General features: G+C 73.0%; 16 protein-coding genes and 1 pseudogene. 10 read left to right on the top strand and 7 right to left on the bottom strand.

Going from position 1 to position 21,855, the window contains the following annotated elements:
- Positions 1-35: 35 nt before the first annotated feature.
- The 4 genes from WMF11_RS36985 to WMF11_RS36970 all read left to right on the top strand — a co-directional run bounded on the left by WMF11_RS36985 (position 36) and on the right by WMF11_RS36970 (position 8,054).
- A complete protein-coding gene (locus WMF11_RS36985) occupies positions 36-1,388 on the top strand; it encodes an alpha/beta hydrolase family protein (protein WP_437974093.1) in 1,353 nt (450 codons plus the stop codon).
- Positions 1,385-2,422 carry a DUF6268 family outer membrane beta-barrel protein gene (locus WMF11_RS36980; protein WP_437974092.1) on the top strand — a complete coding sequence of 346 codons (1,038 nt, stop codon included), beginning with the start codon at positions 1,385-1,387 and terminating at the stop codon, positions 2,420-2,422. Before WMF11_RS36985 ends, WMF11_RS36980 begins: the two co-directional genes overlap by 4 nt.
- A 108-nt stretch (positions 2,423-2,530) precedes the next feature.
- Positions 2,531-5,356, top strand: a complete 2,826-nt coding sequence (locus tag WMF11_RS36975) for a serine/threonine-protein kinase (RefSeq protein WP_437974091.1) — start codon at positions 2,531-2,533, stop codon at positions 5,354-5,356.
- Positions 5,357-5,849: 493 nt separating this feature from the next.
- Positions 5,850-8,054, top strand: coding sequence for a PKD domain-containing protein (locus WMF11_RS36970; RefSeq protein WP_437974090.1), 2,205 nt, complete (start codon positions 5,850-5,852; stop codon positions 8,052-8,054).
- A gap of 127 nt (positions 8,055-8,181) precedes the next feature.
- Here the strand turns inward: WMF11_RS36970 and WMF11_RS36965 are convergent, their stop codons facing one another.
- Positions 8,182-10,158 (bottom strand): thrombospondin type 3 repeat-containing protein, encoded by a 1,977-nt coding sequence (locus WMF11_RS36965; protein ID WP_437974089.1) that lies wholly within the window; start codon positions 10,156-10,158, stop codon positions 8,182-8,184.
- Between the two features lie 260 nt (positions 10,159-10,418).
- Positions 10,419-10,592: pseudogene (locus WMF11_RS36960) on the bottom strand (helix-turn-helix domain-containing protein); the annotation flags it as partial.
- 127 nt (positions 10,593-10,719) lie between these two features.
- Between WMF11_RS36960 and WMF11_RS36955 the strand changes: the two are divergent.
- Both WMF11_RS36955 and WMF11_RS36950 read left to right on the top strand, forming a co-directional pair.
- Positions 10,720-12,075, top strand: coding sequence for a sigma 54-interacting transcriptional regulator (locus WMF11_RS36955; protein WP_437974088.1), 1,356 nt, complete (start codon positions 10,720-10,722; stop codon positions 12,073-12,075).
- The gene (locus WMF11_RS36950; protein WP_437974087.1) at positions 12,056-13,957 is read left to right on the top strand and encodes a serine/threonine-protein kinase; all 1,902 of its coding nucleotides are present in this window, start codon (positions 12,056-12,058) and stop codon (positions 13,955-13,957) included. The genes WMF11_RS36955 and WMF11_RS36950 overlap by 20 nt, the downstream gene beginning before the upstream one ends.
- 10 nt (positions 13,958-13,967) lie before the next feature.
- Here WMF11_RS36950 and WMF11_RS36945 read toward each other — a convergent pair whose 3' ends face one another.
- From WMF11_RS36945 to WMF11_RS36935, 3 genes are read right to left on the bottom strand one after another with little or no spacing between them, the layout of a single operon-like run.
- Positions 13,968-15,077, bottom strand: a complete 1,110-nt coding sequence (locus WMF11_RS36945) for an Ig-like domain-containing protein (RefSeq protein ID WP_437974086.1) — start codon at positions 15,075-15,077, stop codon at positions 13,968-13,970.
- Positions 15,074-15,718 (bottom strand): hypothetical protein, encoded by a 645-nt coding sequence (locus WMF11_RS36940; RefSeq protein ID WP_437974085.1) that lies wholly within the window; start codon positions 15,716-15,718, stop codon positions 15,074-15,076. Before WMF11_RS36940 ends, WMF11_RS36945 begins: the two co-directional genes overlap by 4 nt.
- The gene (locus WMF11_RS36935) at positions 15,691-16,359 is read right to left on the bottom strand and encodes a hypothetical protein (RefSeq protein ID WP_437974084.1); all 669 of its coding nucleotides are present in this window, start codon (positions 16,357-16,359) and stop codon (positions 15,691-15,693) included. The genes WMF11_RS36940 and WMF11_RS36935 overlap by 28 nt, the downstream gene beginning before the upstream one ends.
- 1,229 nt (positions 16,360-17,588) lie before the next feature.
- On the opposite strand from WMF11_RS36935, the gene WMF11_RS36930 reads away from it, so the two are divergent.
- Positions 17,589-18,008 carry an outer membrane protein assembly factor BamB family protein gene (locus tag WMF11_RS36930; protein ID WP_437294447.1) on the top strand — a complete coding sequence of 140 codons (420 nt, stop codon included), beginning with the start codon at positions 17,589-17,591 and terminating at the stop codon, positions 18,006-18,008.
- Between the two features lie 13 nt (positions 18,009-18,021).
- On the opposite strand, the gene WMF11_RS36925 is transcribed toward WMF11_RS36930, so the two are convergent.
- Positions 18,022-18,261, bottom strand: a complete 240-nt coding sequence (locus WMF11_RS36925) for a hypothetical protein (RefSeq protein ID WP_044966436.1) — start codon at positions 18,259-18,261, stop codon at positions 18,022-18,024.
- A gap of 109 nt (positions 18,262-18,370) precedes the next feature.
- Here WMF11_RS36925 and WMF11_RS36920 point away from each other — a divergent pair, with 109 nt between their 5' ends.
- Complete coding sequence (locus WMF11_RS36920; protein WP_437974083.1) at positions 18,371-19,741, top strand: TAXI family TRAP transporter solute-binding subunit; 1,371 nt, start codon at positions 18,371-18,373, stop codon at positions 19,739-19,741.
- 37 nt (positions 19,742-19,778) lie between these two features.
- Here WMF11_RS36920 and WMF11_RS36915 read toward each other — a convergent pair whose 3' ends face one another.
- The gene (locus tag WMF11_RS36915; protein WP_437974082.1) at positions 19,779-20,714 is read right to left on the bottom strand and encodes a cupin domain-containing protein; all 936 of its coding nucleotides are present in this window, start codon (positions 20,712-20,714) and stop codon (positions 19,779-19,781) included.
- A 108-nt stretch (positions 20,715-20,822) separates the two neighbouring features.
- Here WMF11_RS36915 and WMF11_RS36910 point away from each other — a divergent pair, with 108 nt between their 5' ends.
- Together WMF11_RS36910 and WMF11_RS36905 are read left to right on the top strand one after the other, a co-directional pair.
- Positions 20,823-21,239, top strand: coding sequence for a DUF4267 domain-containing protein (locus WMF11_RS36910; RefSeq protein ID WP_437974081.1), 417 nt, complete (start codon positions 20,823-20,825; stop codon positions 21,237-21,239).
- A 64-nt stretch (positions 21,240-21,303) separates the two neighbouring features.
- A complete protein-coding gene (locus WMF11_RS36905; RefSeq protein WP_012239258.1) occupies positions 21,304-21,753 on the top strand; it encodes a DUF2871 domain-containing protein in 450 nt (149 codons plus the stop codon).
- Positions 21,754-21,855: the final 102 nt, after the last annotated feature.

The following is a 21,855-nucleotide window of genomic DNA, read 5'->3' as shown; positions in this document are numbered from 1 at the left end:
AATCACTTGTTTTGCCAGGCGCTGGAGGTGCACCGATGCTCGATCGGCGGAGGTTTCTCACCCGCACGGCGGTCGCGGGGGGCGCGGCGGCGCTCGGGTTCGCGGCGGGCCGCCGCGGGGTCGATCAGGAGGTCGCGTCCGCCCGGTTCCACGGCGACGACACGCTCGGGCGGGGCCAGGCGGCGCCCGTCTGGCACCGGTTCAAGTTCACCGGCCAGCCCGTCATGGATGCGCAGATCGTGTTCTGGCTCGGCCTCGCGTCGATGGGGCTGACCGACGTCGGCGAGGTGCTCGACACCGCGACCCGCATCCTCCCTGGCGACGAGCGCTCGTGGTTCGAGCAGTGGCTGGCCACCGCGAAGCGGGTGCGGGGCTACGGCGAGGAGGCGGAGGCCCGCGGCCACGCGCGCAGCGCCGCGTCGCACTTCCTGCGGGCGGGCGCGTACTACCGGGCCGGGCTGATGCGCTACGCGGATCGCTCCGACCCGCGCCTTGTCGAGGCGACGATCGCGGGGCTCGACCTGCATGACCGGGCGCTCCGCATGCGGGGCTACGACTCCCGGCAGGTCGAACTCCCCTACGAGAACGGCGTGCTCCACGGCCGCGTCCACTACGCGCCCGGGGCGGCGCGCGCGCCCACGATCGTGCTGCAGCAGGGCCTCCACGCGTGGCCCGAGGACACCATGTGGGTCGTCGACGGCGCGCTCGAGCGGGGCTACCACGTCCTCTCGTTCCACGGCCCGGGCCAGGGCGCCTCGCTGCGCCTCCACGGGCACCCCTTCCGGCCCGACTGGGAGGTCCCCGTGGGGCGCGTGCTCGACTTCGCCGAGCGCGACGAGCGGCTCGACGCCGGCAAGTTCGTCCTGATGGGCCTCTCGTTCGGCGGCTACCTCGCGCCGCGGGCCGCCTCGCGCGAGCGCCGCCTGCGCGCCCTCGTCGCCAACCCCGGCGTCGTCAGCTGGCGCGACGCGATGCTGCGCCACTTCGCGTCCATGCCCGGCCTGCTCGAGCTGCACGCGCGCGGCCCCGCGGCCTTCGACCGCGCCATCGACGCCGCCTCGGTTGTGCTGCCCGACGCGCGCTGGTACTTCGATGACGTGACCTGGAAGCACGGCGTCTCGACGCCGCACGAGGTGATCGACGAGCTCCGCAAGTACGACAACGCCGATGGCGTCGCGGGCATCCGCTGCGAGACGCTGATCATGGAGGGCAGCGCCGAGGACGCGTCTCCGGGCGAGTCGGAGCGCCTCTACGGCGCGCTCACGTGCCCGAAGCACATGATGGTGTTCGACGCGGGCACGGCGTCGCAGGTCCACTGCCAGGGCGGCAACCAGCTCCTCGCCCAGGCGCGGCTGTTCGACTGGCTCGACGAGCGGGTGGCGCGATGAGGCCCGCCGATCGCGCCGCCGCGCGCTCCACGGACGAGCGCCCCGGCGGGGGCCCCTCCCGCCGGAGCGCGCGCCCCCCGCGGCTCCTCGCCCTGGCGCCGCTGCTCGCGGTCCTCGCGCCGGGCGCGGCGTGGGCCCAGCTCCCCGATCTCGTGGACCTGAGCGCGCAGTACATGCCGGGCGCGGCGATCGAGGACCCGCGCCCCGTGCGGGCGCAGGTCTCGTCGTACGAGGTCAACGCCAACGCGCCGATCCCCCTCGGGGAGAGGACGTTCCTGATCCCGGGGGCGACGTACCACGTCGAGGCGATCTCGTACGCCGGCGCCCCGCCCGGCTTCGACGAGCTCCGGGCCTTCCACGCCGTCGACGTCCCGGTGCTGTTCGTCCAGCTGCTCCCCGACGACTGGTCGCTCTCGCTGCGCGTCGCGCCGGGGCTCGCGGGCGATTTCGAGGCCTTCGACGCCGGGCTCGTCCGCGTCAGCGCGCTCGGGCTCGTGACCCGCACGCTCTCGGAGAAGCTCGTCCTCGGCGGCGGCGCGCTCGCGTCGTACAGCTTCGGCTCGTTCCTCCCGCTGCCGGCGGCGTACGTCGACTGGACGCCGAGCCCCCTCTTCCGCGTCGAGGCCTTCCTGCCGGGCTTCGCGGCCGTGAAGCTCCTGTTCTCGGATCGCGTCGAGGTCGGCCTGCGCGCGGACCTGGCGGGGAACGCCTACGCCGTGCGCGACCCGCGCGTCACCGGGGCGTGGCCGTGCGCGGCCCAGCCGGCCGACGACCCGGCGACCGAGCAGGACGAGCGGGCGGCGCGGCCCGAGGAGTGCCTCGATCATGTCGCCTACTCGGTCGCGACCGCGGGCGTGACCCTCGGCGTACGCGCCTTCTCGTCGGTGTGGGTGACCGCCCAGGCGGGACACAGCCTGTTCCGTCGCTACGAGCCGATGAACGACGAGGACGAGGGTATCCCCGGAGGCGGGCAGAGCATCCCGAACGTGCTCTTCTTCCGCGCCGGCGTGACATGGCGCATCCCGAAGAGCTGAAGCGCGACTCACCGCCTGGCGCGCCGCGCGAGCGTATAGCCGCACACCGACGGGCGGGTCCCCGCCGGACCGTTGAAGACGGCTCGACGCCGGTGCATCCTCCGCCTTATGCGCCCGGGAGAGGTCATCGACAGCCGCTTCCAGCTCGAGCGCGTCGCGGCCTCCGGTGGGATGGGGACGGTCTACCGCGCCGTCGACCGGGCCACGGGGGCGCAGGTCGCGCTCAAGCTCCTCGGCCAGCCCGACCGGAGCGCCGCGCACCGCTTCGAGCACGAGGCGCGGATCCTCGCCGAGCTCGATCACCCGCGGATCGTCCGGCACGTGGCCCACGGCATCACCCCCGACGGGGTGCCCTACCTGGCCATGGAATGGCTCGAAGGGGAGAGCCTGGCGCAGCGCCTCGCCCGGCAGAAGCTCGATCTCGAGGAGAGCCTCGCCCTGCTCCGCGCGGCCGCCGAGGCGCTCGGGGCGGCGCACGCGCGGGGCATCGTCCACCGCGACGTCAAGCCGAGCAACCTGCTGCTCGTCGGCGGCGAGGTCGTCGGCCTCAAGGTGCTCGATTTCGGCATCGCCCGGATGAAGCGCACCATCGGCGCGCTCACGCAGACCGGCTCGGTGATGGGGACCCCGGGCTACATGGCCCCGGAGCAGGCCACCGGCGAGCGCGACCGCCTCGACGCGCGGGCCGACATCTTCTCGCTCGGCGCCGTGCTCTTCGAGTGCCTCACGGGCAGGCCCGCGTTCCAGGGCCAGCACGTGATGGCCCTCCTCGCGAAGCTCCTCATGGAAGACCCGCCGCGCGTGCGGAACCTCCGGCCCGAGGTGCCGCAGGAGCTCGACGAGTTCGTCGCCCGCATGCTCGCGAAGGACCCGGAGCAGCGGCCGCGCGACGGCTCGGCCGTCATCGACGCGCTCGACGCCCTCGAGCGCGATCCGACGAGCGGCCTGGCCGCGCCCCCCGTCCTGTACGAGGCGATCACGGCGTGCGAGCTCCGGCTGCTCTCGCTGGTGGCCGCGCGGGAGCCGCGCTTCTCGCCCTGCGACAGCGCGGCCAGCACGCTCGTCGCCGCGGCGCCGAGCGACCTCACGAGGAAGCTCTACACGAGCGCGCAGCCGTTCGGGGCCCGCGTGGACGCGCTCGCCGACGGGACGATCGTGCTCTCGATCGCCGGCGTGGGCGACGCCGCCCTGCAGGCCGCGCGCGCGGCGCGGTGCGCCCTGAAGCTCGTCGAGGTCGTGCCGGAGGCCTCCGTCGTGCTCACGACCGGCCGCGCCGAGCACACCGGCAGCCTCCCGGTCGGCCCGGTCATGGACCGCGCGGCCGCGCTCCTCGCGCTCGCGGAGCGCGACGCGCGCCCGGAGCGGAGGCCCGCGCCCGTGTGGATCGACGACGTGACGCGGGCGCTGCTCGACGCGCGGTTCGAGATCGAGCCGGCGCGGCCCGGCACGTTCTTCCTGCTGCATGAGCGCGAGGTCGGCCGGTCGGCGCGGACGCTCCTCGGCAAGCCGAGCCCCTACGTCGGCCGCGACAGGGAGCTCCGGAACCTGCGCGAGCTCCTCGAAGACAGCTTCGGCGGGCCCGAGCCCCGCGCCATCCTGATCACCGGGCCGCCCGGGATCGGCAAATCCCGCCTGCGGTACGAGCTCATCGAGATCCTGCGGGAGCGGCACCCCGAGCTCACCGTCGCGGTCGGCCGAGGCGACTCGCTGAGCGCGGGCTCGCCGTTCTCGCTCCTCGGCTCCGCGCTCCGGGGCGCGGCCGGGATCACCGGCGGCGAGCCCGCCCCGGCGCAGCGGGAGCGGCTCCTCTCGCTGGTCGCCCGCGCCAAGGCGCTGACGCCGGGCGAGAGGACGCGGATCGCCGCGTTCCTCGGCGAGATCGTCGGCACGCCGTTCCCGGGCGAGGCGGATCCGAGGTTCCTCGAGGCGCGGCAGAGCCCGGCCCTGATGGCCGACCAGATCCCGCTCGCTTACCTCGACTTCATGGAGGCGGCGTGCGCGGCGGGGCCGTACCTGCTCGTGCTCGAGGACATCCAGTGGGGCGACGCGGCGTCGCTCAAGCTCATCGCGCGGGCCCTCCGGGAGCTCCACGACCGGCCCTTCGCGGTGCTCTACCTGGCGCGGGTCGAGGTGCGGAAGGTCTTCCCCGTCCTCTGGGAGGGCAGCGAGGTCCACGAGATCACGCTCGGCGCGCTGCCGCGCCGCGCGGCCGAGGAGCTCGTGCGGCAGATGCTCGGCGACGGGCTCCCGCCCTCCGAGGTCGCGCGCCTCGTCGAGCGCGCGAGCGGCAACGCCTTCTACCTGGAGGAGCTCATCCGGGCGGTCGCGGAGGGGCGCGCGGACAGGCTGCCGGAGACGATCCTGGGCATGGTCGAGGCGCGGCTCGAGGCCATCCCCGCGGAGGCGCGGCGGCTGCTGCGGGCGGCGAGCGTCTTCGGCGAGGCGTTCTGGAAGACCGGGGCGCTCGCCCTGCTCGGCGATGCCGGCGGGTCGACGCTCGCGGTGGACTGGCTGCCGTGGATGCTCCAGCGCGAGCTGCTCGAGCGCCGCGAGCAGAGCCGCTTCTCGGACGAGGAGGAGTACGCGTTCCGGCACGCGCTCATCCGCGACGGCTGCTACGCGATGCTGCCGGACCACGATCGCGCGCTCGGGCACCGGCTCGCCGCCGAGTGGCTGCTGCAGGCGGGAGAGCACGACGCCAAGGTGCTGGCCGAGCACTTCGAGCGGGGCGGCGAGCCTCGGCTCGCGGTGGAGTTCTACCTGCACGCGGCGGAGCAGGCGCTCGCCGGGAGCGACCCGGCCGCCGCGCGCGCGCTCGCGGACCGGGGGCTCGCCCTGGGCGCGGAGAGGGACGTCGAGGCGGTGCTCCGCGGGATCCGGGAGGGGGCGTCCCGCGCGCTGGGCGAGGCGGACGAGCGCCCCGCGCGCTCGTGAGCGCTCAGGGAGGCCGCTTGATCTCGGGGGCAGCCCCCTCGAGCGCCGCGACGCGGAACGGATGGAACTCCATCGAGCTTGAGGCTTGACGCAGCTCGCGGACGGGCGCGCAGGGATCGAGCGCGCCGCGGCCGCCTCCCCGCCGGCCACCCGCCCTGGCTCCAGAGAGGCATTCTGCCACAGCCCGCGAACGAGCTTCCCGGGATCGAGGGAGGCGACCGCGCCGAACAACATCCACGGCCGCAGGCCACGGCACGTGCGCGAGGTTGAATGCGAGCAGACCTGCAAGCATCTCAGTCCCCGTAAGGACTTACGTTTCGGTGGGGCTCCTGTCCATGCAGGGAACGACGACGATGAAGGCGACTCACGCGCTGACATCGCCGGAATGACGTGCACGAACGGCGAAATCCTCGAGCGACCTCGATCTCCGGATCGCCGGCGCTCGAGCGTCGAGACCACACCACCCAAGAGAAGAACGCAGGAAGGTGATAGGATGAGAAGGGGACGAAGAGACTTCGCGCAAGGATCGACGGCCATCGCGCTCGCGCTCGCGTTGCCGGCGTGCGGCCAACAGGGGATCGACGGAGGTGACGATGCGGAGACCGGGGTTATCCGTGCCGCCCTCGCGATCCGGGGCGATCGGCACGACGTGACGGCGGTCCACTACAAGGTCGTCGGCGCCAGCAGCACCTGCAGGGACACGGCGATCGCGGAGGCGACCAGCGCCCTCGACATCGACGTGCCCCTCGCCGGCGACGTGCCCTACGACGACCACCTCGTCACGGGCTCCGGGACGCACGCGGCCGCGGAGGGCACGTTCGTGCTGCCTCGCGGCAATTACCGCGTCTGCGCGACGCCGATGCACGACGCTTCGCCGTCGGAAGAGTGCGCTCCTGCCGAGACGGTGGTGGATGTCCCTGGGCAGTGGACGAGGGAAGTCATGCTCGTGTCCCAGTGCCGCGGGGATACCGACGGCCTCCTCGACGCGGTGGTCACTCTGAACTCCCCGCCAAAGATCAAGAGCCTCGACATCGCGCCCAGCAAGTTCATCACCCTGTGCGAGACGGCCACGATCACCGTGGACGCAGACGATCCCGATGGCGACGCGATCTCGGTTACCTGGCAGATCGGCTCGAAGGTGAGCGGGTCCTCCCCGGTCCTCGGCCTTCCTGGGCCCGTCGGCACGTTCTCGACGGACACGCCGGGCGTCTACACCCTTCAGGTCAAGGCCACCGACGTGCACGGCGCGTCGACATGGCTGTACTTTTACATCCACGTATCGGCCGAGCGCTGCGACTGCACCTGCCCCGACGGCTCCATCCAGCTCCCCGACGGGGAATGCGCGACGAGCTACGACATCGATGCGGACCGCCTCATCAACCAGGAGGAGCGCTGCGATGACACGGAAACCCACCGCTACGGGTGCGGCGACTACGGGTTCCAGTGGCACGATCTCGGGCGCGGGCTCTCCTCCGTGCGCCGGGTCGACGTCGCGCTCGAGAGCGGCATCGACTGCTCCTTCGAGGCCGGCGTCCGCGCCGTGTCGCTCAATGGCGCCGCGATTGGCAACTTCGACCCTATCGGATCGTGCACCTGTGACTCGGAGCACGGGCTCGCCTCGTTCCCCGACGTGAACTTCAGCTCGTACGTGCTCGGCGGGGTGAACTCCGTGACTATTTCCGCGCCGAGCTGCGACGGGCTGAGCCGGAGCGCGGAGCTCGGCGGGGCGTTCGCGCGCGTCACGGTCGTCTACAGCTGCGAGCCGAGCCTCTGCGCCGGCGTGACCTGCGCGCCGCCGGACGCGTGCCACGTCGCGGGCGCGTGCGACCCCAGGACGGGGCTCTGCACGAACCCGAACGCGCCCGACGACACGGCGTGCGACGACGGCGACCCGGCCACCGCGGAGTCGATATGCGTCAGCGGCGCGTGCGTCCCCGAGTCCCCCTGCGGCAACGGCAGGGTCGGTCCGGGCGAGGAGTGCGACGATGGCGGCCATGTCAACGGCGACGGCTGCTCGGCGACCTGCCAGATCGAGGGCACGCGCCGGTTCCTCTACACCGTGCGCGAGGAGGACGACATGCTTCGCCGGTTCGACCTGCGGACGCGGAAATTCGAGGACGTCGGTCCGCTCGGCGTGAGCTTCGATATCGGCGAGCTCGCCTGGGAGGCGGCGACCGGCACCCTGTGGATGATCGACGGGCGCGCCAGCAATGGACTCTACACGGTCGATATCGCCACCGGGGCCGCCAGCCTGGTGGGCATCCACGGCGTCGACAAGATGTTCGGGCTCGGCCTCGATCCGAGGACTGGCAACCTGTATGGCAGCGCGCGTGGGAGCCAACCCGGGTTCTACCAGCTGGACAGGGCGACCGGAGCCGCGACCCTCCTCGGGACGCCCCCCAGAAACTACGACGGCATGGCCTACGACACCACCCGCGACCAGCTCGTCGGGTTCGTCGCCGGTTATGGAGCCCTCCTCGCCGTCGACGTCGCGAACGGCGCCGCGTCGTTGCTGGCATATCAGGAGCCCACCAACGCCGGCGGCTTCGCGTACGATCCGATCGCCGACCAGTTCTGGGAGATCGATCAGGACGGGTTCCTGTACACCTACGACCCGACGTATGACTATATGCAGACCATCATCACGTCGCAGCTCGGCGCGCACGATGGGCTGACCCTGGTCATGCCCGCGCCGTGACGTTCGAGCGTCCGAGGGAGACGCATGGGGCCTCCGGGGCCAGCACGCGGCTCTGATGCCGCCGCGGTTCGCCCCGTTCGACCGGCGGGCCCGCGACGCGGCGGAAGCGGCCGGGGTCAGGAGGCGGTCAGTGGAAGCACACCTCGAGCGAGGGGCGGTCGGTGAGAATGCCGTGCTCGCTCGAACGGTAGCTGGTGAGCGCCGTCAGGTCCTCCTCCAGGAGGAAACCGTGGTTCGGGTGCACGCCGTCGACCCACGCCTGGACGAGCGCGGTCAGGTCGACGGTCGCGACGCCGTACGACGCCCCGAGGAACGTCGCCTCGACGGCCGGCTCGAAGCTGTCGGCGAAGCTGCTCCAGGTCACCGTGGACTCCGCCCAGGAGGCGTTGATGCGGTGCACCCGGATCTCGCCCGTGCCGGAGCTGTAGAGCGCGGTGCTGAACGTGGCTGACGCGACGGTGGCCCCGTACGGGATGGAGTCGAGCTCGAAGCGGTACAGCGCGTTCTTCTCCGCGCCGTTGCTCAGGCCCGTGTGGACATAGGAAGAGCTGCCCTCGTTGTAGCTCGGGTACAGCGCCCAGATCGCCGTGTCCGCCACCTGGCCGAAGGTGCCCCGCTGGATCGTCACGCAGGGGTCGCACGCGTCGCCGGCGCCGTCACCGTCGCTGTCGGCCTGGCCGGGGTTCGGGGCGGCCGCGCAGTTGTCGCAGGCGTCTCCGACGCCATCACCGTCGCTGTCGGCCTGGCTGGGGTTCGGCGCGGCCGCGCAGTTGTCGCAGGCGTCGCCCGCACGGTCCCCGTCGCTGTCGGCCTGGCTGAGGTTCGGCGTGGTCGCGCAGTTGTCGCAGGCGTCGCCCCGGCCGTCGCCATCGGCGTCGGCCTGGTCGTAGTTCCGCGTGGCCACGCAGTTGTCCGCTCCGTCGCAAACCCCATCATAGTCGTAGTCGTACCACCCTGGGCCTCTGCATTCGTCGCAGAAATCGCCGTACCCGTCGCCGTCGCTGTCGTCCTGCGTGGGGTTGGGGAGGCCCGGGCAGTTGTCCACCGAGTCGCAGGCCCAGTCGGCGTCGAAGTCGGTGTCCCCGGACGCGTAGCAGAAGTCGCACGCGTCGCCGTGGCCGTTCCAGTCGCTGTCTTCCTGGCCGGGGTTCGACGTGTCCGCGCAGTTGTCGCAGGGGTCGCCCACGCCATCGCCGTCTGCGTCGTGCTGGTCCGGGTTGTAGTAGTAGTCGCAGTTGTCCGCACCTCCGCAGAGCCCGTCATAGTCGTAGTCGTCCCATCCTGAGCAGGGCGCGCAGGCGTCGCCGAGCCCGTCACCGTCGCTGTCTTCCTGGCGGGAGTTCGGCGTGCCCACGCAGTTGTCGCAGGCGTCGCCGAACCCGTCGCCGTCCGCGTCGCTCTGGTCCGGGTTGGCGGTCGCGATGCAGTTGTCCGCCCCATCGCAGACGCCATCACCGTCGCTGTCGGCGTCGCTTTGGCCCGGGTTGACGGTCGCGACGCAGCTGTCCGCCCCATCGCAGAGGCCATCACTGTCGCTGTCGTCCGACCCCGGGCCCACGCAGCGATCGCAGGCATCACCAACCCCGTCGCCGTCGGCGTCGCTCTGGTCCGGATTGTAGGCGTCAAAGCAGTTGTCGCACCCCGTGCCCGCACCCGCCATGACGCCGTCGCCATCTCTGGCCCCGCTCCCCATGAACTGGGCGGTGGACACGTAGCCGTCGCAAATATTCCGGTTGGCGCAGCGCACGCCGGTGCGGGTCGGGTTGGCGTCGAACAGACACGCTGACGCCGCTCCCTCGTCCGACGCGACGTCGACGCGCACGTAGCCCCACGAAACGTACTCATCACCGACCAACGCGACCTGGAAGTCGTTACAGCTCGCGGGGTTGTAGAGCGCGAGCAACGCCGGATCGGTGATGCTCACCCGGAGCGGCGAGGCGTTGCACTCGCAGTCGTTCGAGCTTGGCACGGTGTCGAGCAGCGTGCCGTTCATGTACAGCGCGAAGCCGCTGGCCGCGACGCAATCGGCGTGGGCGATGGTGTACGTGATCGCGGTGGTGGCCGCGTGCGCCGCATCGGGCAGCAGCGCGAAGCCGAACAACAAGCCAAGCGTACGGAACAGCAAAAAGCCAATACTGCATGGAAGGCGCATCGTTCCTCCTCGGTTTCGGGGCGCTCGCACCGGAGCGCACGCGGCAGCGAGCACATCCGCTCTGCCCGGAGACCCGCCGGGCCGCGCTGCGCCCGTCGAGCTGCACGGTCCAGAGCTCGTCGCTTCCCGCCCTAGATGCGACAGCGCTTGCCAAAATTCACCGTCCGGTGAGGATCGCCGCGGCGGGGTCGCTGGAGGCTCGAGCGCCACCGTCATGACGATGGCGGCCTCGACTCCTTCCGCAGCCGCGCGCGGACAGACGACGGTGTCGCCCCGGTCTCGCGCCGAAACGCCTGCACCGTGGCGAACCCGACGGCATGGACGATCTGCTGGTTCGACAGCGTCGTCTCGCGGAGCAGGCGGCGCGCGTGCTGGGTGCGCAGCGTCGCCCGGTACGTCGGTCGCCCACGCTGCTCACCGGCCTCACGCTGTGCTTCATCGGCGGCCGGCGGGCCTCGCCAGGCACAACGATCGAGCGCCGATGGGCCTGTGGTACGCTACGGTCAGGCCCTTGTGTCGAAGCGCAGCGTACAACCGGAGGCCCGCGGCACCCGTGTGATCGAGGTGGCAGGCGGTCCGCGGCTCGTCGTCCCCCGCGGCCGCCTCACGGCCGTGGACGGGCCGAGCGCGGGCCACACGATCGCCGTCGAGGCTGCTCCGGTGGTCGTCGGCGCGGGCGATGACGTCGATTTCACGCTCGCGGATCCTGCGGTGAGCGCGCGCCACCTCGAGATCGCTGCCACGCCCCTCGGCTTCCGCTTGCGCGATCTCGGGAGCACGAACGGGACGTTCGTCGACGGCCGGCGCACCGGCGAAGTCTGGATCGACGAGGCCACGGAGATCCGCGCCGGAGAGACGCGCCTTTCCTTCACCCTCGAGGAGGGGGCGCGGGAGCTCCCGCTCTCGCGTGCCATGAACTTCGGCGCTCTGCTCGGCCACAGCCCGCCGATGCGCGCCGCCTTCGCGATCCTCGAGGGCGCGGCCCGCAGCGACGCGACGGTGCTCGTGCTCGGCGATTCGGGCACGGGCAAGGAGCTCGCCGCGCGCGCCATCCACGAGCGTTCTCCGCGGCGCGATGGGCCGTTCGTGATCCTCGACTGCGGCGCGGCCAGCCCGACGCTGCTGGAGGCGCAGCTCTTCGGCCACGCGCGCGGGGCGTTCACCGGCGCCACCGAGGCCCGTGAGGGCCTCTTCGAGGCGGCGCACGGCGGCACGCTCGTCCTCGACGAGATCGGCGAGCTCCCGCTCGAGCTCCAGCCGAAGCTGCTCCGCGCGCTCGAGGGGCGCACCGTCTGCCGCCTCGGCGAGCCGAGGCCGCGGCACATCGACGTCCGGTACATCGCCTGCACGCACCGGCTCCTCGAGGCCGAGGTCCGCGCCGGGCGCTTCCGGCAAGATCTCTATTTCCGGCTCTCTGTCGTGACGGTCCGCCTCCCGCCGCTCCGAGAGCGAAAGGAAGAGATCCCGCGGCTCGTCAGCCACTTCCTCGGCAAGCTCGCGCCGGGCGCCCCGATCGATCTGCCCAGGTCCATGCTCGAGCTGCTCGCGAGCCACACATGGCCGGGCAACGTGCGCGAGCTGCGCAACGTCGTCGAGCGGTTCCTGACGCTCCCAGGGGTCCCGGCGGCGTCGTTGCTCGGCACCTCGAGCGGGGCTCCGGGCGGCGCCGAGCTCGGCGGCCTGCCGATCCCCGTCGGCGAGCCGTTCCACGAGGCGAAGCGGACATGGACCGAGCGCTTCGAGCAAGCTTACCTCGAGCACCTCCTCGCGCGGGCGCAGGGCAATGTCTCCGAGGCCGCGCGGCTCGCCGGGCTCTCCCGCCAGTCGTGCTATCGGCTGATGCAGAAGCATGGCCTCCGGGTCGAGTGAGCCGGCCGCCGAGGGCGACCTCCATGTCCCCGCCGCCCCCGGCTGGCTCGTCGTGCGCCGCATCGCCGTGGGCGGGATGGCCGAGGTGTTCCTCGTGCGCGGCGAGCGGGCCCCCCGCGCGGTGCTGAAGCGGATGCTGCCTCAGCACCGGGGCGATCCCGAGCTCGTCCGCGCCTTCGTGCACGAGGCAGAGCTCGGGCGCGCGCTCGCGACGCCGGTCCATCCGGCCCTCGTCCGTACGCTGGAGCACGGCGAGGACGCGATGGGCGGATGGATCGTCCTCGAGCACGTCGAAGGGGCAACGCTCGCCGAGATCCTCGCCGCCGCCCGCCGCGCCGGGGAGGCCGTGCCGCTCGGCGTCGCGCTGCATGTCACCGCGACGCTCCTCGACGTGCTCGCGTTCGTGCACGGCGCCACGGACGCCGCGGGCCGTCCGCTCGGGATCGTGCACCGCGACGTCACGCCGGAGAACCTCCTCGTCTCGCGCGATGGGGCCGTCAAGCTCGGCGACTTCGGCATCGCGCGCTCGCGCCTCCGGGACGCGCGCACGCGGACCGGTGTCATCAAGGGCAAGCTCGCGTATCTCGCGCCCGAGCAGGTGACCGGATCGAGCGTGGACGCGCGCGCGGATCTGTATGCCGCTGGGATCCTCCTCTGGGAGCTCGTGACCGGCCGGCCCTGGCTCGACGCAGCCGACGAGCTCTCGCTGCTGCGCGCAGCGGAGGATCCGCCGCGCCGGTCGCCCTCGTCGCTCGGCGGCGACCCGCGCCTCGACCCTGTGCTCGCCCGCGCGCTGGCGCGCTTCCCCGAGGAACGATTCCCAACCGCCGCCGCCTTCCGCGGCGCGCTCGCCCCGCTGCTCGAGACCGAGCTCCGGGGCGACGAGCGGGCCTGGCTGGCCCGCGGCGCGCAGGCCCTTGCCCTGCCCGGACCGGCGCCCTGCGCGCCCGACCCTGCCCCGGCGCCGCCGCCGGAGCCGCCGCGCGCCGCGCCCTCCTCCGAGACGGGGCAGCCCCGCGCCGGGAGCCCGCAGCCCGCCCGCGCGGCGTGGTCCGCCGTCGCCGCGCTCGCCGCGACGCTGCTCGCCGGCGCGCTGGCCGGAGAGCGCATGCTGCGCGCAGGCGGAGCGGCGTCGCGTGCGATCCCGATGCGGGCCGCGCCGGTCGCGACGGCGGCGAGCGGAGGCACGGCCGCCGAGGTTCCGTCCGCGCCCGCGGCTGGGACCGCTCCGGTCGCCACGGCGTCGAGCGGGGGCAGCGTTGCCGGCGTCCCGTCTGCGCCCGCGGCCGGGGAGGTCGCGGCGAAAGCGTCCTTTCCGAGCGCGTCATGGCCCCTCGGCGGCCTCCCGCCGGCCCGAGGGGCAGCCGCGGCAGCCGCCTCCGCGCCTTCCGGCGGCGCCTCCGCGCCGTCTGCCGCCGACGGTGGCTTGCCCGCCCGCGCTGAAGCCGGCGAAGCCCTCGCTGCGCCACCGGCCAGGCTGGAGGGCGCGCCGGTCGACGAGCGCGCGGCCGCGCTGCGCGCTCGGCTCGACGCCGCCCGCGCCTCGCTCGCGAAGCGCGGGATCGAGGCCGCGGACCTCCCGCCCGGCCTGCGCGCCGCCGCGGCGCGCGCCGAGGCTGCCCTCGCCGAGGGGGACGTCGCCGCGGCGGCCTCCGAGGTCGGCACGTTCGTCGCGACCACCGCCGGGCTGCGGCTCGACCAGGAGATCCTGCGCCGAAAGCTCGATCGGGTGGGGGCCCTGCTTCGCGCCGCGCGCGCGCGCGGCGCCGACACGCGCGCCGCCGAGGGCCGCGCCGCGGCGGCGCTGCAGTCGTTCCTCGACAGGCGCTACGAGGCGACGAACGCCGAGCTCGACGCCCTCCTCGCGGAGCTCGCGCGATGAGGGTGCGCCGTCAGCGGCAGAGCCCGCTCGTGGCGTCGCAGCGGTGCTCCGGAGCGCACGGCGAGAAGAGCGCGTCGGCGCGACAGTCGTCGACGCACAGGGCGCGCAGCCGATCGCACACGCGCCCTCCCGGGCACGGCGCGGGGCAGTCTCTGGGGAGGCAGACCCCGCTGACGCACGCGGCGCCCAGGGGACACGCGTAGTCCGGCGCGCACGGGGGCTCGGTCGGATCCGTCGGGGGCGGCTCGCAGGACAGGGAGAAGTCGCCGAGATACCCCTGCGCGCCCGCTTCTGCCGCGACCTGATCGAGCGGCTGCCCTGCCAGATCGCGTACCGCGCTGGCGATGGCGACGCGATACGCGAGCCCGCCGACCCCCACGAGCCTCGGCGTGGCGACGTTTGCGACGAGCCCTGACGGATCCATGGCCACCGAGATCGGCCCTGGATCTGGCGTGATCGCGACGGCGCCCGGCGCGCGCAGGCTCGCCTCGTCGATGGGGCGCGAGAAGGAGATGACGAGCGAAGGCACGGCACATCGGAGCGCGACGCCTCCATCGTCGGGCAAGACGCGCTCGACGCGAGGCGGCCTCACCTCCGGCCGCAGGTTGAAGGGCACCGTCATCCTCGGCGGCGGCGCCGCGAGGCGCGCCCCCATCAGCTCGCCGCGCGCGACGAAGCTGCCCGGCGCCGGGCTCGCCTGCAGGCCGAGCACCCGGATAGTGAGCGAGACGTCGGGTAGACCGCCCTGCTCGATGCGGATGATCGGGAGCCGCTCCCGCTCGATCGAGAGGGTGAATACGAGCTCGAGCGCCGCATCCACGTCGGCGTTCTTCACCTGCACGCCGCCCTGCGACCGCTCCTCGCCCGGGGCGTAGAGGCCCTCCTCGGCGTCGACGACGAGCACGGCCTGCTGGACGTGCGCGAGGAGCTGCTCGGTCGTGTTCACGTTCGGATCGGGCACGAGCATCAGGTCGAGCGCGGGCGGCTCCGCGCACCCTGCCGCGCCGAGCGCGAGCCCGGCGGCGCCGAGCGCGAGCGCGCGCCGGGGGGCGGGAGAGGCTCCCCTCGCGGCGTCCTGCCCAGGCTCGCGCGCCGGAGGATCGCGCCGGCGCCGGCTCATGGCGGGGTGAGCACCACGTCGGGGTCGCCCTCGCCGCTGCTCAGCGCGACGCCGATCCCGGCCGCGGCGCCGGCCGTCGCCGCGGCGGCTACGCCGACCCAGAGCCACGGCTCCTCGTACCAGGCGCGGCGCGGCCCCGGCGGGAGGGGCGCCCAGGGCTTCGCGAGCCGCTCGCCCAGCCGCTCGATCGCGGCGCGGACCCGCGCCGGATCCGCGTCGTGCACGACCTCCTGCATGAGCTGCTCCCTCATCTGTGTCTCCACGTCGACGATCGCGCCGCGCACGAGCACGGTCGCGCCGAGCCCCGCGAGCTCGGTCCGGGCGATCTTCGAGGCGCCGAGCGCGCGGGCCGCCTCCCGCACGCACGCGGCGTCGTCGGCGCAGCCGGGGCTGCGCGACAGCCGCGCCGAGAGCAGCGAGACCCGCGCGCCCCCGCGCCGCGCGAGCGCAGACGCCATCGCGCTGTCGCCGTCGACGCCCTCGACGCTCGCCTCGGTGGCCCATGCGGCGGGCATGAGCGCGACGTGGACGCCGGGCCGCGGCGTGCGGGGCGCCTCGCCGGTCGCCCCGGCGCACCCCGCGACGAGCGCTGGAGCGCCGGCGAGCAGCGCGATCAGCGCGAGCTCACGTCCGGAGGGCACGCCGGGAAAACCCAGCTGCAGGAGTCCCCGTCCGTCGGCGTGCATGCAGGGTAGATGCGGGTTCCGTCCGGGCATGTCCAGTATTCCGCGGGCGGCGGCTCACCACACCCGTCGACGCCGCAGACGCCGCTCACGTCCGGAGGGCACGCCGGGAAAACCCAGACCCAGCCGCAGGAGTCCCCGTCCGTCGGCGTGCATGCAGGGTAGATGCGGGTTCCGTCCGGGCATGTCCAGAATTCCACGGGCGGCGGCTCACCACACGTGTCGACGTCGCAGACGGGCTGCCGGCACTCCCGGACTTCCCAGCCGCAGGTGCCATCCGGGTGAGGGATGCACCGGCCCGTGTTCCCGCCGATCGAGCCGTCGGCGCACTCCCAGGACGGCGTCCCGAGCGCGGGCCCGCACGCGTCGACATCGCACGTGAGGGCGCCGTCCGCGCACCTGACGAACGTGGTGTCCGAGCCCGCGCCGTAGAGCGGAGCGCAGTCGTCGCGCAGGAGACAGGCGGCTTCGTCGAGCCCATCGCACGCGATCCACGATGGGGTTGGGCCTGTCGCGGAGCCGCCGTTGACAGAGGTGCAGTTCACCATCGCAGCGAGCGCGGTGAGCGAGAGGAATGCGGTGGCGAGTCCATTTCTCATGATCGTGTTCTCCTCGTCCTTTCAGGGTTGCCGGTCCCTGTACGCTGTGCGCTTTACGCTTTGCCTTGTAGCAATGGCCATTCCACCCCTTCCCACGCGCATTCCTCGGGCGATCGCGCCGCTGGATCCGGCGCCGATCGTCACGCGCCGTTGACACCTGTCCACCGCCCGTGACAGGGGCCCGGTGCGGCGTGCGCGAACAGGGGCTCCCGGACGGGCCATGTCCACTTCTCCACCATTGACGACAACTGCACTGGTGTCGGGATCGGGCTCGACCTCGGTCAAGTCACGGTCTCGGAGGCGACGCTCTCTCGTTCCAGCACGCTCTCCCAGCGTCCACGCGGCGAGGAGCGGCGTGACGAAGATCAGCGTGAGCAGCGCCCCGCCGGCCCTCCTGGACAAGCCCCGGCGCCCTCCTGCGCAGCGCCGCCGGCCGTCCTGCGCAGCCCATTGACCCTCCTGGACAAGCCCCGGCGCGCTCCTGCGCGGCCCCGGTGGGTCTCCTGCGCAGCCCCGCAGGCCCTCCTGCGCGGCTTGGGCGCTCTCCTGTGCACCCACGTTGGTGTCCTGCATTGCACTTGTCCTCGTCCTGAGCGGCCCTGGCGCCCCTCCTGCGCGCCCACGTTGGTGTCCTTCGTCACCATCGTCTGGCTCCTGCGCAGGCCCGATGGGTCTCCTGTGCAGCCCCGGCGTCGTCTCGCGCGCCACTTGTGGTTGCAGCGCGCTGTTTCCTTCGCTCACCTCTTCCGGGCCCGCTGCCCGCGGCGCCGGGGCTCCCCGCGCCGTAGGGCCGGCCCGCCGCCCCCTCGATTCGATGCGCGGCACACCGCCTCTCCCCGCCCTCCGCCCGAGCGCTTCTTCGCGGCGCGACCGACTCGCGCTCTCCTCTGGCCAATACCTTGTTCGCCGATACCCTCGTCGATCCTCCGGCCCCTCATTCCGAGGGGCGCTGGCCCCGACAAGGAGGCGTATCTTTGCCATGGCGAAGGCGTCCACCACCACGTCGTCCAGGACCTACGAGGCCGCAACGAGGCGCGCGTCGCGCGAGACACGGGGCGCGCCTCGCTCCTCGTCTTCGAGGACGACCCCCGCATCACCTTTCCGCCAGCCGCCCATGCGAGCTCGCATCTTCGCCGTGCGCGCGGCTCGCGACCCCGCACGTGCTCGCAGCTTGCCGCGCCGCCCCCCGCTGATAGCTCGCTGGGCGCAATCAGGAAGCGAGGGGACGTATGAGCGAATACCGAACAATCGCGGCGGCGCCGGTGCTGGTGGCGGCGTTCCGGGATCAGATCTTCGGCGTCGACCCGGCCACCGGGCGCGTGCTCTGGGAGTACAAGCAGGCCGGGGTCGGTTTCTCTTCCACAGCGCTCCTGATCACGCCTGCGGCGATCTACGCGGCGAGCTTCAGCCACGTCGCCTGTCTGCATTACCCGACGGGCGAGCTGCTCTGGGAGGTGAAGGCCGCCACGCAGGGCCGCGCCACGCTCCTCCTGGAGGGAGACCGGCTCTTCGTCGCCAAGCAGGGCGAGGTGGAGTGTTTCTCGCTCACCGGCAAGAGCCTCTGGCACAACCAGTTCAAGAGCAAGGGGATGGGCCCGGTCGCCCTGGGCGTGCCGGACAATGTGGCGCAGCCGGACGACAAGGACTGACGCCCCCCCGGCGCTACGCCGCCCGCGCCTCCCAGTCGATCCGGTACGCGTGCACGCGCGCCTGCGCCGCCGCGCCGAGCCGCAGGAACAGCGGCAGCGCCCGGTCGCGGAACCACTCGGCCACCGGACCGGCGAGCGCCTTGCGGCTGCCGTGCCGCCGCGCCTGGCGGACGATCGCCTCGACGCGCGGTCGGCGCCTGAGACACCGCGCGATCCCCGGCGTCCGTCGAACAACGGCATTGTCCGGGGGCATCGGCCGGGGCATCATCCGCCCCCGGACACCCTCCGGCCGCGTGGACGCCCCCTGCGCTCCATGCGAGCGCGGGGCCGTGCCCGGACGGGGATCTCCGGCCGATCCGCTCATGATCAGGCTCCTCTTCCGCCGCAGGATCGCCGAAGGCTACCGCAGGGAGCTCCTGCGCGTCTGGACCCCGTTCCTGCTCGTCGGCCTCACCGCCCTCGTCGCGACGTACCTGCTGTTCGTAGAGCCCCCGCCTCCCCGCCGGCTGACGATCGCCACCGGCCAGCCCACGGGCCGCTATCACGCCTTCGCCGAGCGGTACCGCGCGTACCTGGCCGGGTTCGACATCGCGCTCGAGATCCGCGAGACCGCGGGCTCGGCCGAGAACGTCGCGCTCCTGCTCGATCCGGCGAGCGGGGTCTCGGTCGCCTTCGTGCAGGGCGGCGCCATGCCGCCCGACGCGCGCGACCGCCTGAGCAGCCTCGCCAGCGTCTACCGCGAGCCGCTCTGGATCTTCCACCGCGGCGACCGGCCCTACGACCGCCTCACGGATCTGGCGGGCAAGCGGCTCTCGATCGGCCCCGAGGGGAGCGGCACGCGCGTGGTCGCGCAGCGGCTGCTCGCGGACAGCGGCGTCACCGCGGCCGGTCAGGCCGCGGCGGGCGCGCCCTTCGAGGGGCTGCCGGACCGGCAGGCGGCCGAGGCGCTCCAGGCCGGCCGCATCGACGCGGCCTTCTTCATCGTCGGCCCCGGCTCCGAGCAGGTGCAGCAGCTGATCCGCGCCGATGGCGTGCGCCTCATGACCCTGCGCCAGCACCAGAGCTACGCGCGCCGCTACCCCTATCTGACGAGCGTCGTGCTCAGCGAGGGGTTGCTCGACCTCGAGCGCAACATCCCGCCCGCGCCGAGCCCGTTGCTCGCCCCGCCGGCCGCGCTGGTCGCCAACGCGACGCTCCACCCCGCGCTGGTCCCGCTCCTGATCGAGGCGGCGCGCGCCGCGCACGAGCCGGGCAACCTCCTCGACGCGCCCGGCGAGTTCCCGTCCGCGCGGTTCGTGGAGGCGCCGCTCCGCCCCGAGGCGCGGCGTTACCTCGAGGAGGGGCCCTTGCTCCTGCAGCGCGTCCTGCCGTTCTGGCCTGCGTCGATGGTGAGCCGGCTGAAGCTCATGCTGCTGCCGCTGGCGACGGTGATCTTCTCCATCTTCAAGATCGCGCAGCCCCTGTACAACTGGCGGATCAGCGCGCGGATCTACCGCCATTACGAGATCTTGCGCCGCGCGCAGCGGGAGCTCGCCGGCCCGCCGGATCCGGCGCGGCGCGCGGAGATGATCGCGACGCTCCGTCAGCTGGAGGAGAAGCTCGCCACCGTATCGGTCCCGCTCGGGGCGATGGCGGCTCTCTACCAGCTTTACCTGCACCTCGGGTACGTGCGCCGGCGCCTCGAGGGCGAACAGCCCTCGCTACCGCCGCCGCCGCCGCCGCCCGTCGCGTGATGTGTGACGCGTCACGCCGGCGTTCCTGCGCGGTGATTCAGCCGTGCGCGGCGCGCGGCTTCGCGCGGACAGCCGACGGTGTCGCCCCGGTCTCTCGCCGAAACGCGCGCTGAAACGCCTGCACCGTGGCGAACCCGACCGCGTGGGCGATCTGCTGGTTCGACAGCGTCGTCTCGCGGAGCAGGCGGCGCGCGTGCTCGGTGCGCAGCGTCGCCCGGTACGCCATGGGCGGCGCGCCCGTGGCCTCGAGGAACCGCCGGGCGAGCGTGGCGCGCGAGACGCCCACCGTTCGCGCCAGGGTGTCGACGTCCCACGCGCGCGCCGGGTCGTGCACGAGCTCGGCGATCGCGCGGGCGACGACGGCGTCCTGCGTGGCGCCGAGCGCGGCGAGCTTCGCGGGCTCGCGGTCGGCGAGCAGCCGCACGAGCTCGATGAGGATGAGCTCGAGCCAGCGACGGCGAGCCAGCCCCGCTCCCGGGCGCGCCTCGCGCAGCTCGCTCCGGAGGCGCGCCAGCGCGCCGGCAAACGAGGGCCGCGCCTCGATGGCCCGCGCGCCGGCGTGGATCACCGTCGGCAGGACCTGCAGCAGGGGGGCGAGCGCGTCGTGCTCGAACCGGAACACGCCGCACAGCGCGCGCGCCGTGGCGGCGCCGCGGCCGAGCACGCGCTCGCCGTCCTCCTCTCGCGCGACCTCGAGCCACCGGTCGAGGAGCACGGGCTTCGCCCTCGCGTCGCCGTGGTCGACGCGGTGCCCCACGTTCGGTCGCACCAGCGCCACGTCGCCCTGGTAGAGCGAGACGGCCTCTCGCCCGGCGCGCAGCACGCAGCTCCCCTCGGTCACGTGGTGGAGCACCAGGATCGGACGCGCCGGAAGCTCGAGCGCCCAGGCCCCCCGTGCAGCGGTCCGGCAGACGAGCTCGGACGAGAGTTTTGCCAGGAAAAATCGGCTCGACAGCGGGTCATCCTGGTACATGGCGCGAGCCTAACGATGATCCATAGCGCTCGCAACGTGAGCGTTTGGGGCCATTCGTTGCGCGCGCCGGCCATCGCGCGCGCGTCCGCCGAGGGCTACATCCAGCCCATGAACGACGCCACCATCGCTCCCTCCGCCTCGTCCCTCCCGTCGCGCCGCCTCGGCGGCGCGGGCATCGCCACGCTGCTCACCGGCCTCACGCTCTGCTTCATCGGCGCGCGCTTCCTGGTCGTCCCCGGCGCCGCGGCTGCGGCCTTCGGCGTGCCGCTCGCTGGCCTCGCCGCGTACGCTGTCGCCAAGGGAGCGCGCGACCTCTCCGTCGGCGCGCTCCTCATCGCCTTCACGCTCCTTGGCGAGCGGCGCGCCGCCGCGCTCGCGCTGCTCCTCGGCTCGGTGATCCCCGTCGTCGACGGAGCCATCGTGCTCGCGTGGCGCGGCGCTCACCCGGGCTACCTCGCGATGCACTGGGGCACCGCCGTGCTCTGCGTCGCGCTCGGCGCGCTGCAGCTCCGCCGCCGTGCGTGACCCTATCAAGTGCTTGAAGGAGTCCTATCGGGGCGATGGTCGATCACAGGGAGCGAGCGCCGAAATGCGGAAGTCGTACAACGCAGCACACGTCTGCATGATCCTCGGAGTGGTCTCCGGGCTGTTCTACCGGGAGTTCACCAAGGTCAATCACTTCCCCGGCGAGACCCAATTGGCCCTCATGCACACCCACCTGCTCGCCCTGGGCACGCTGGGCTTCCTGATCGTCCTCGCCCTCGATAAGCAGTTTCAGCTGTCCGGGGCGACGCTGTTCACGTACTTCTTCTGGTTCTACAACGCGGGGGTCGCGATCACTGTGAGCACGATGGGCGTCCACGGCATCGCGACCGTGCTCGGCTACCACGTGCCGGAGGCCGTGCCGTGGACCGCGGGGGTGGGCCACATCCTGCTCACGGTCGGGCTCATCCTGCTGTTCGTCCTGCTCGGCAAGGGCCTCGCCGAGCCCGTGAAGCCGGGGACGGCGGAGTCGGAGCCCGCGAAAACCTCGGCCTGAACCGTCTCGGCGCGTAGGTAAAAGAAGCGTTCCGGCATGCGCTCATCCGCGATGGCTGCCACGTGACGCTCCCGGACCACGATCGCGCGCTCGGTCACCGGC

The organism is Sorangium sp. So ce295, from assembly GCF_051527405.1.
In the GTDB taxonomy this organism is placed as follows: domain Bacteria; phylum Myxococcota_A; class Polyangia; order Polyangiales; family Polyangiaceae; genus Sorangium; species Sorangium cellulosum_B.
Note: the sequence above shows the minus strand (reverse complement) of the source record. Positions and strands in the feature narration are given on the sequence as shown.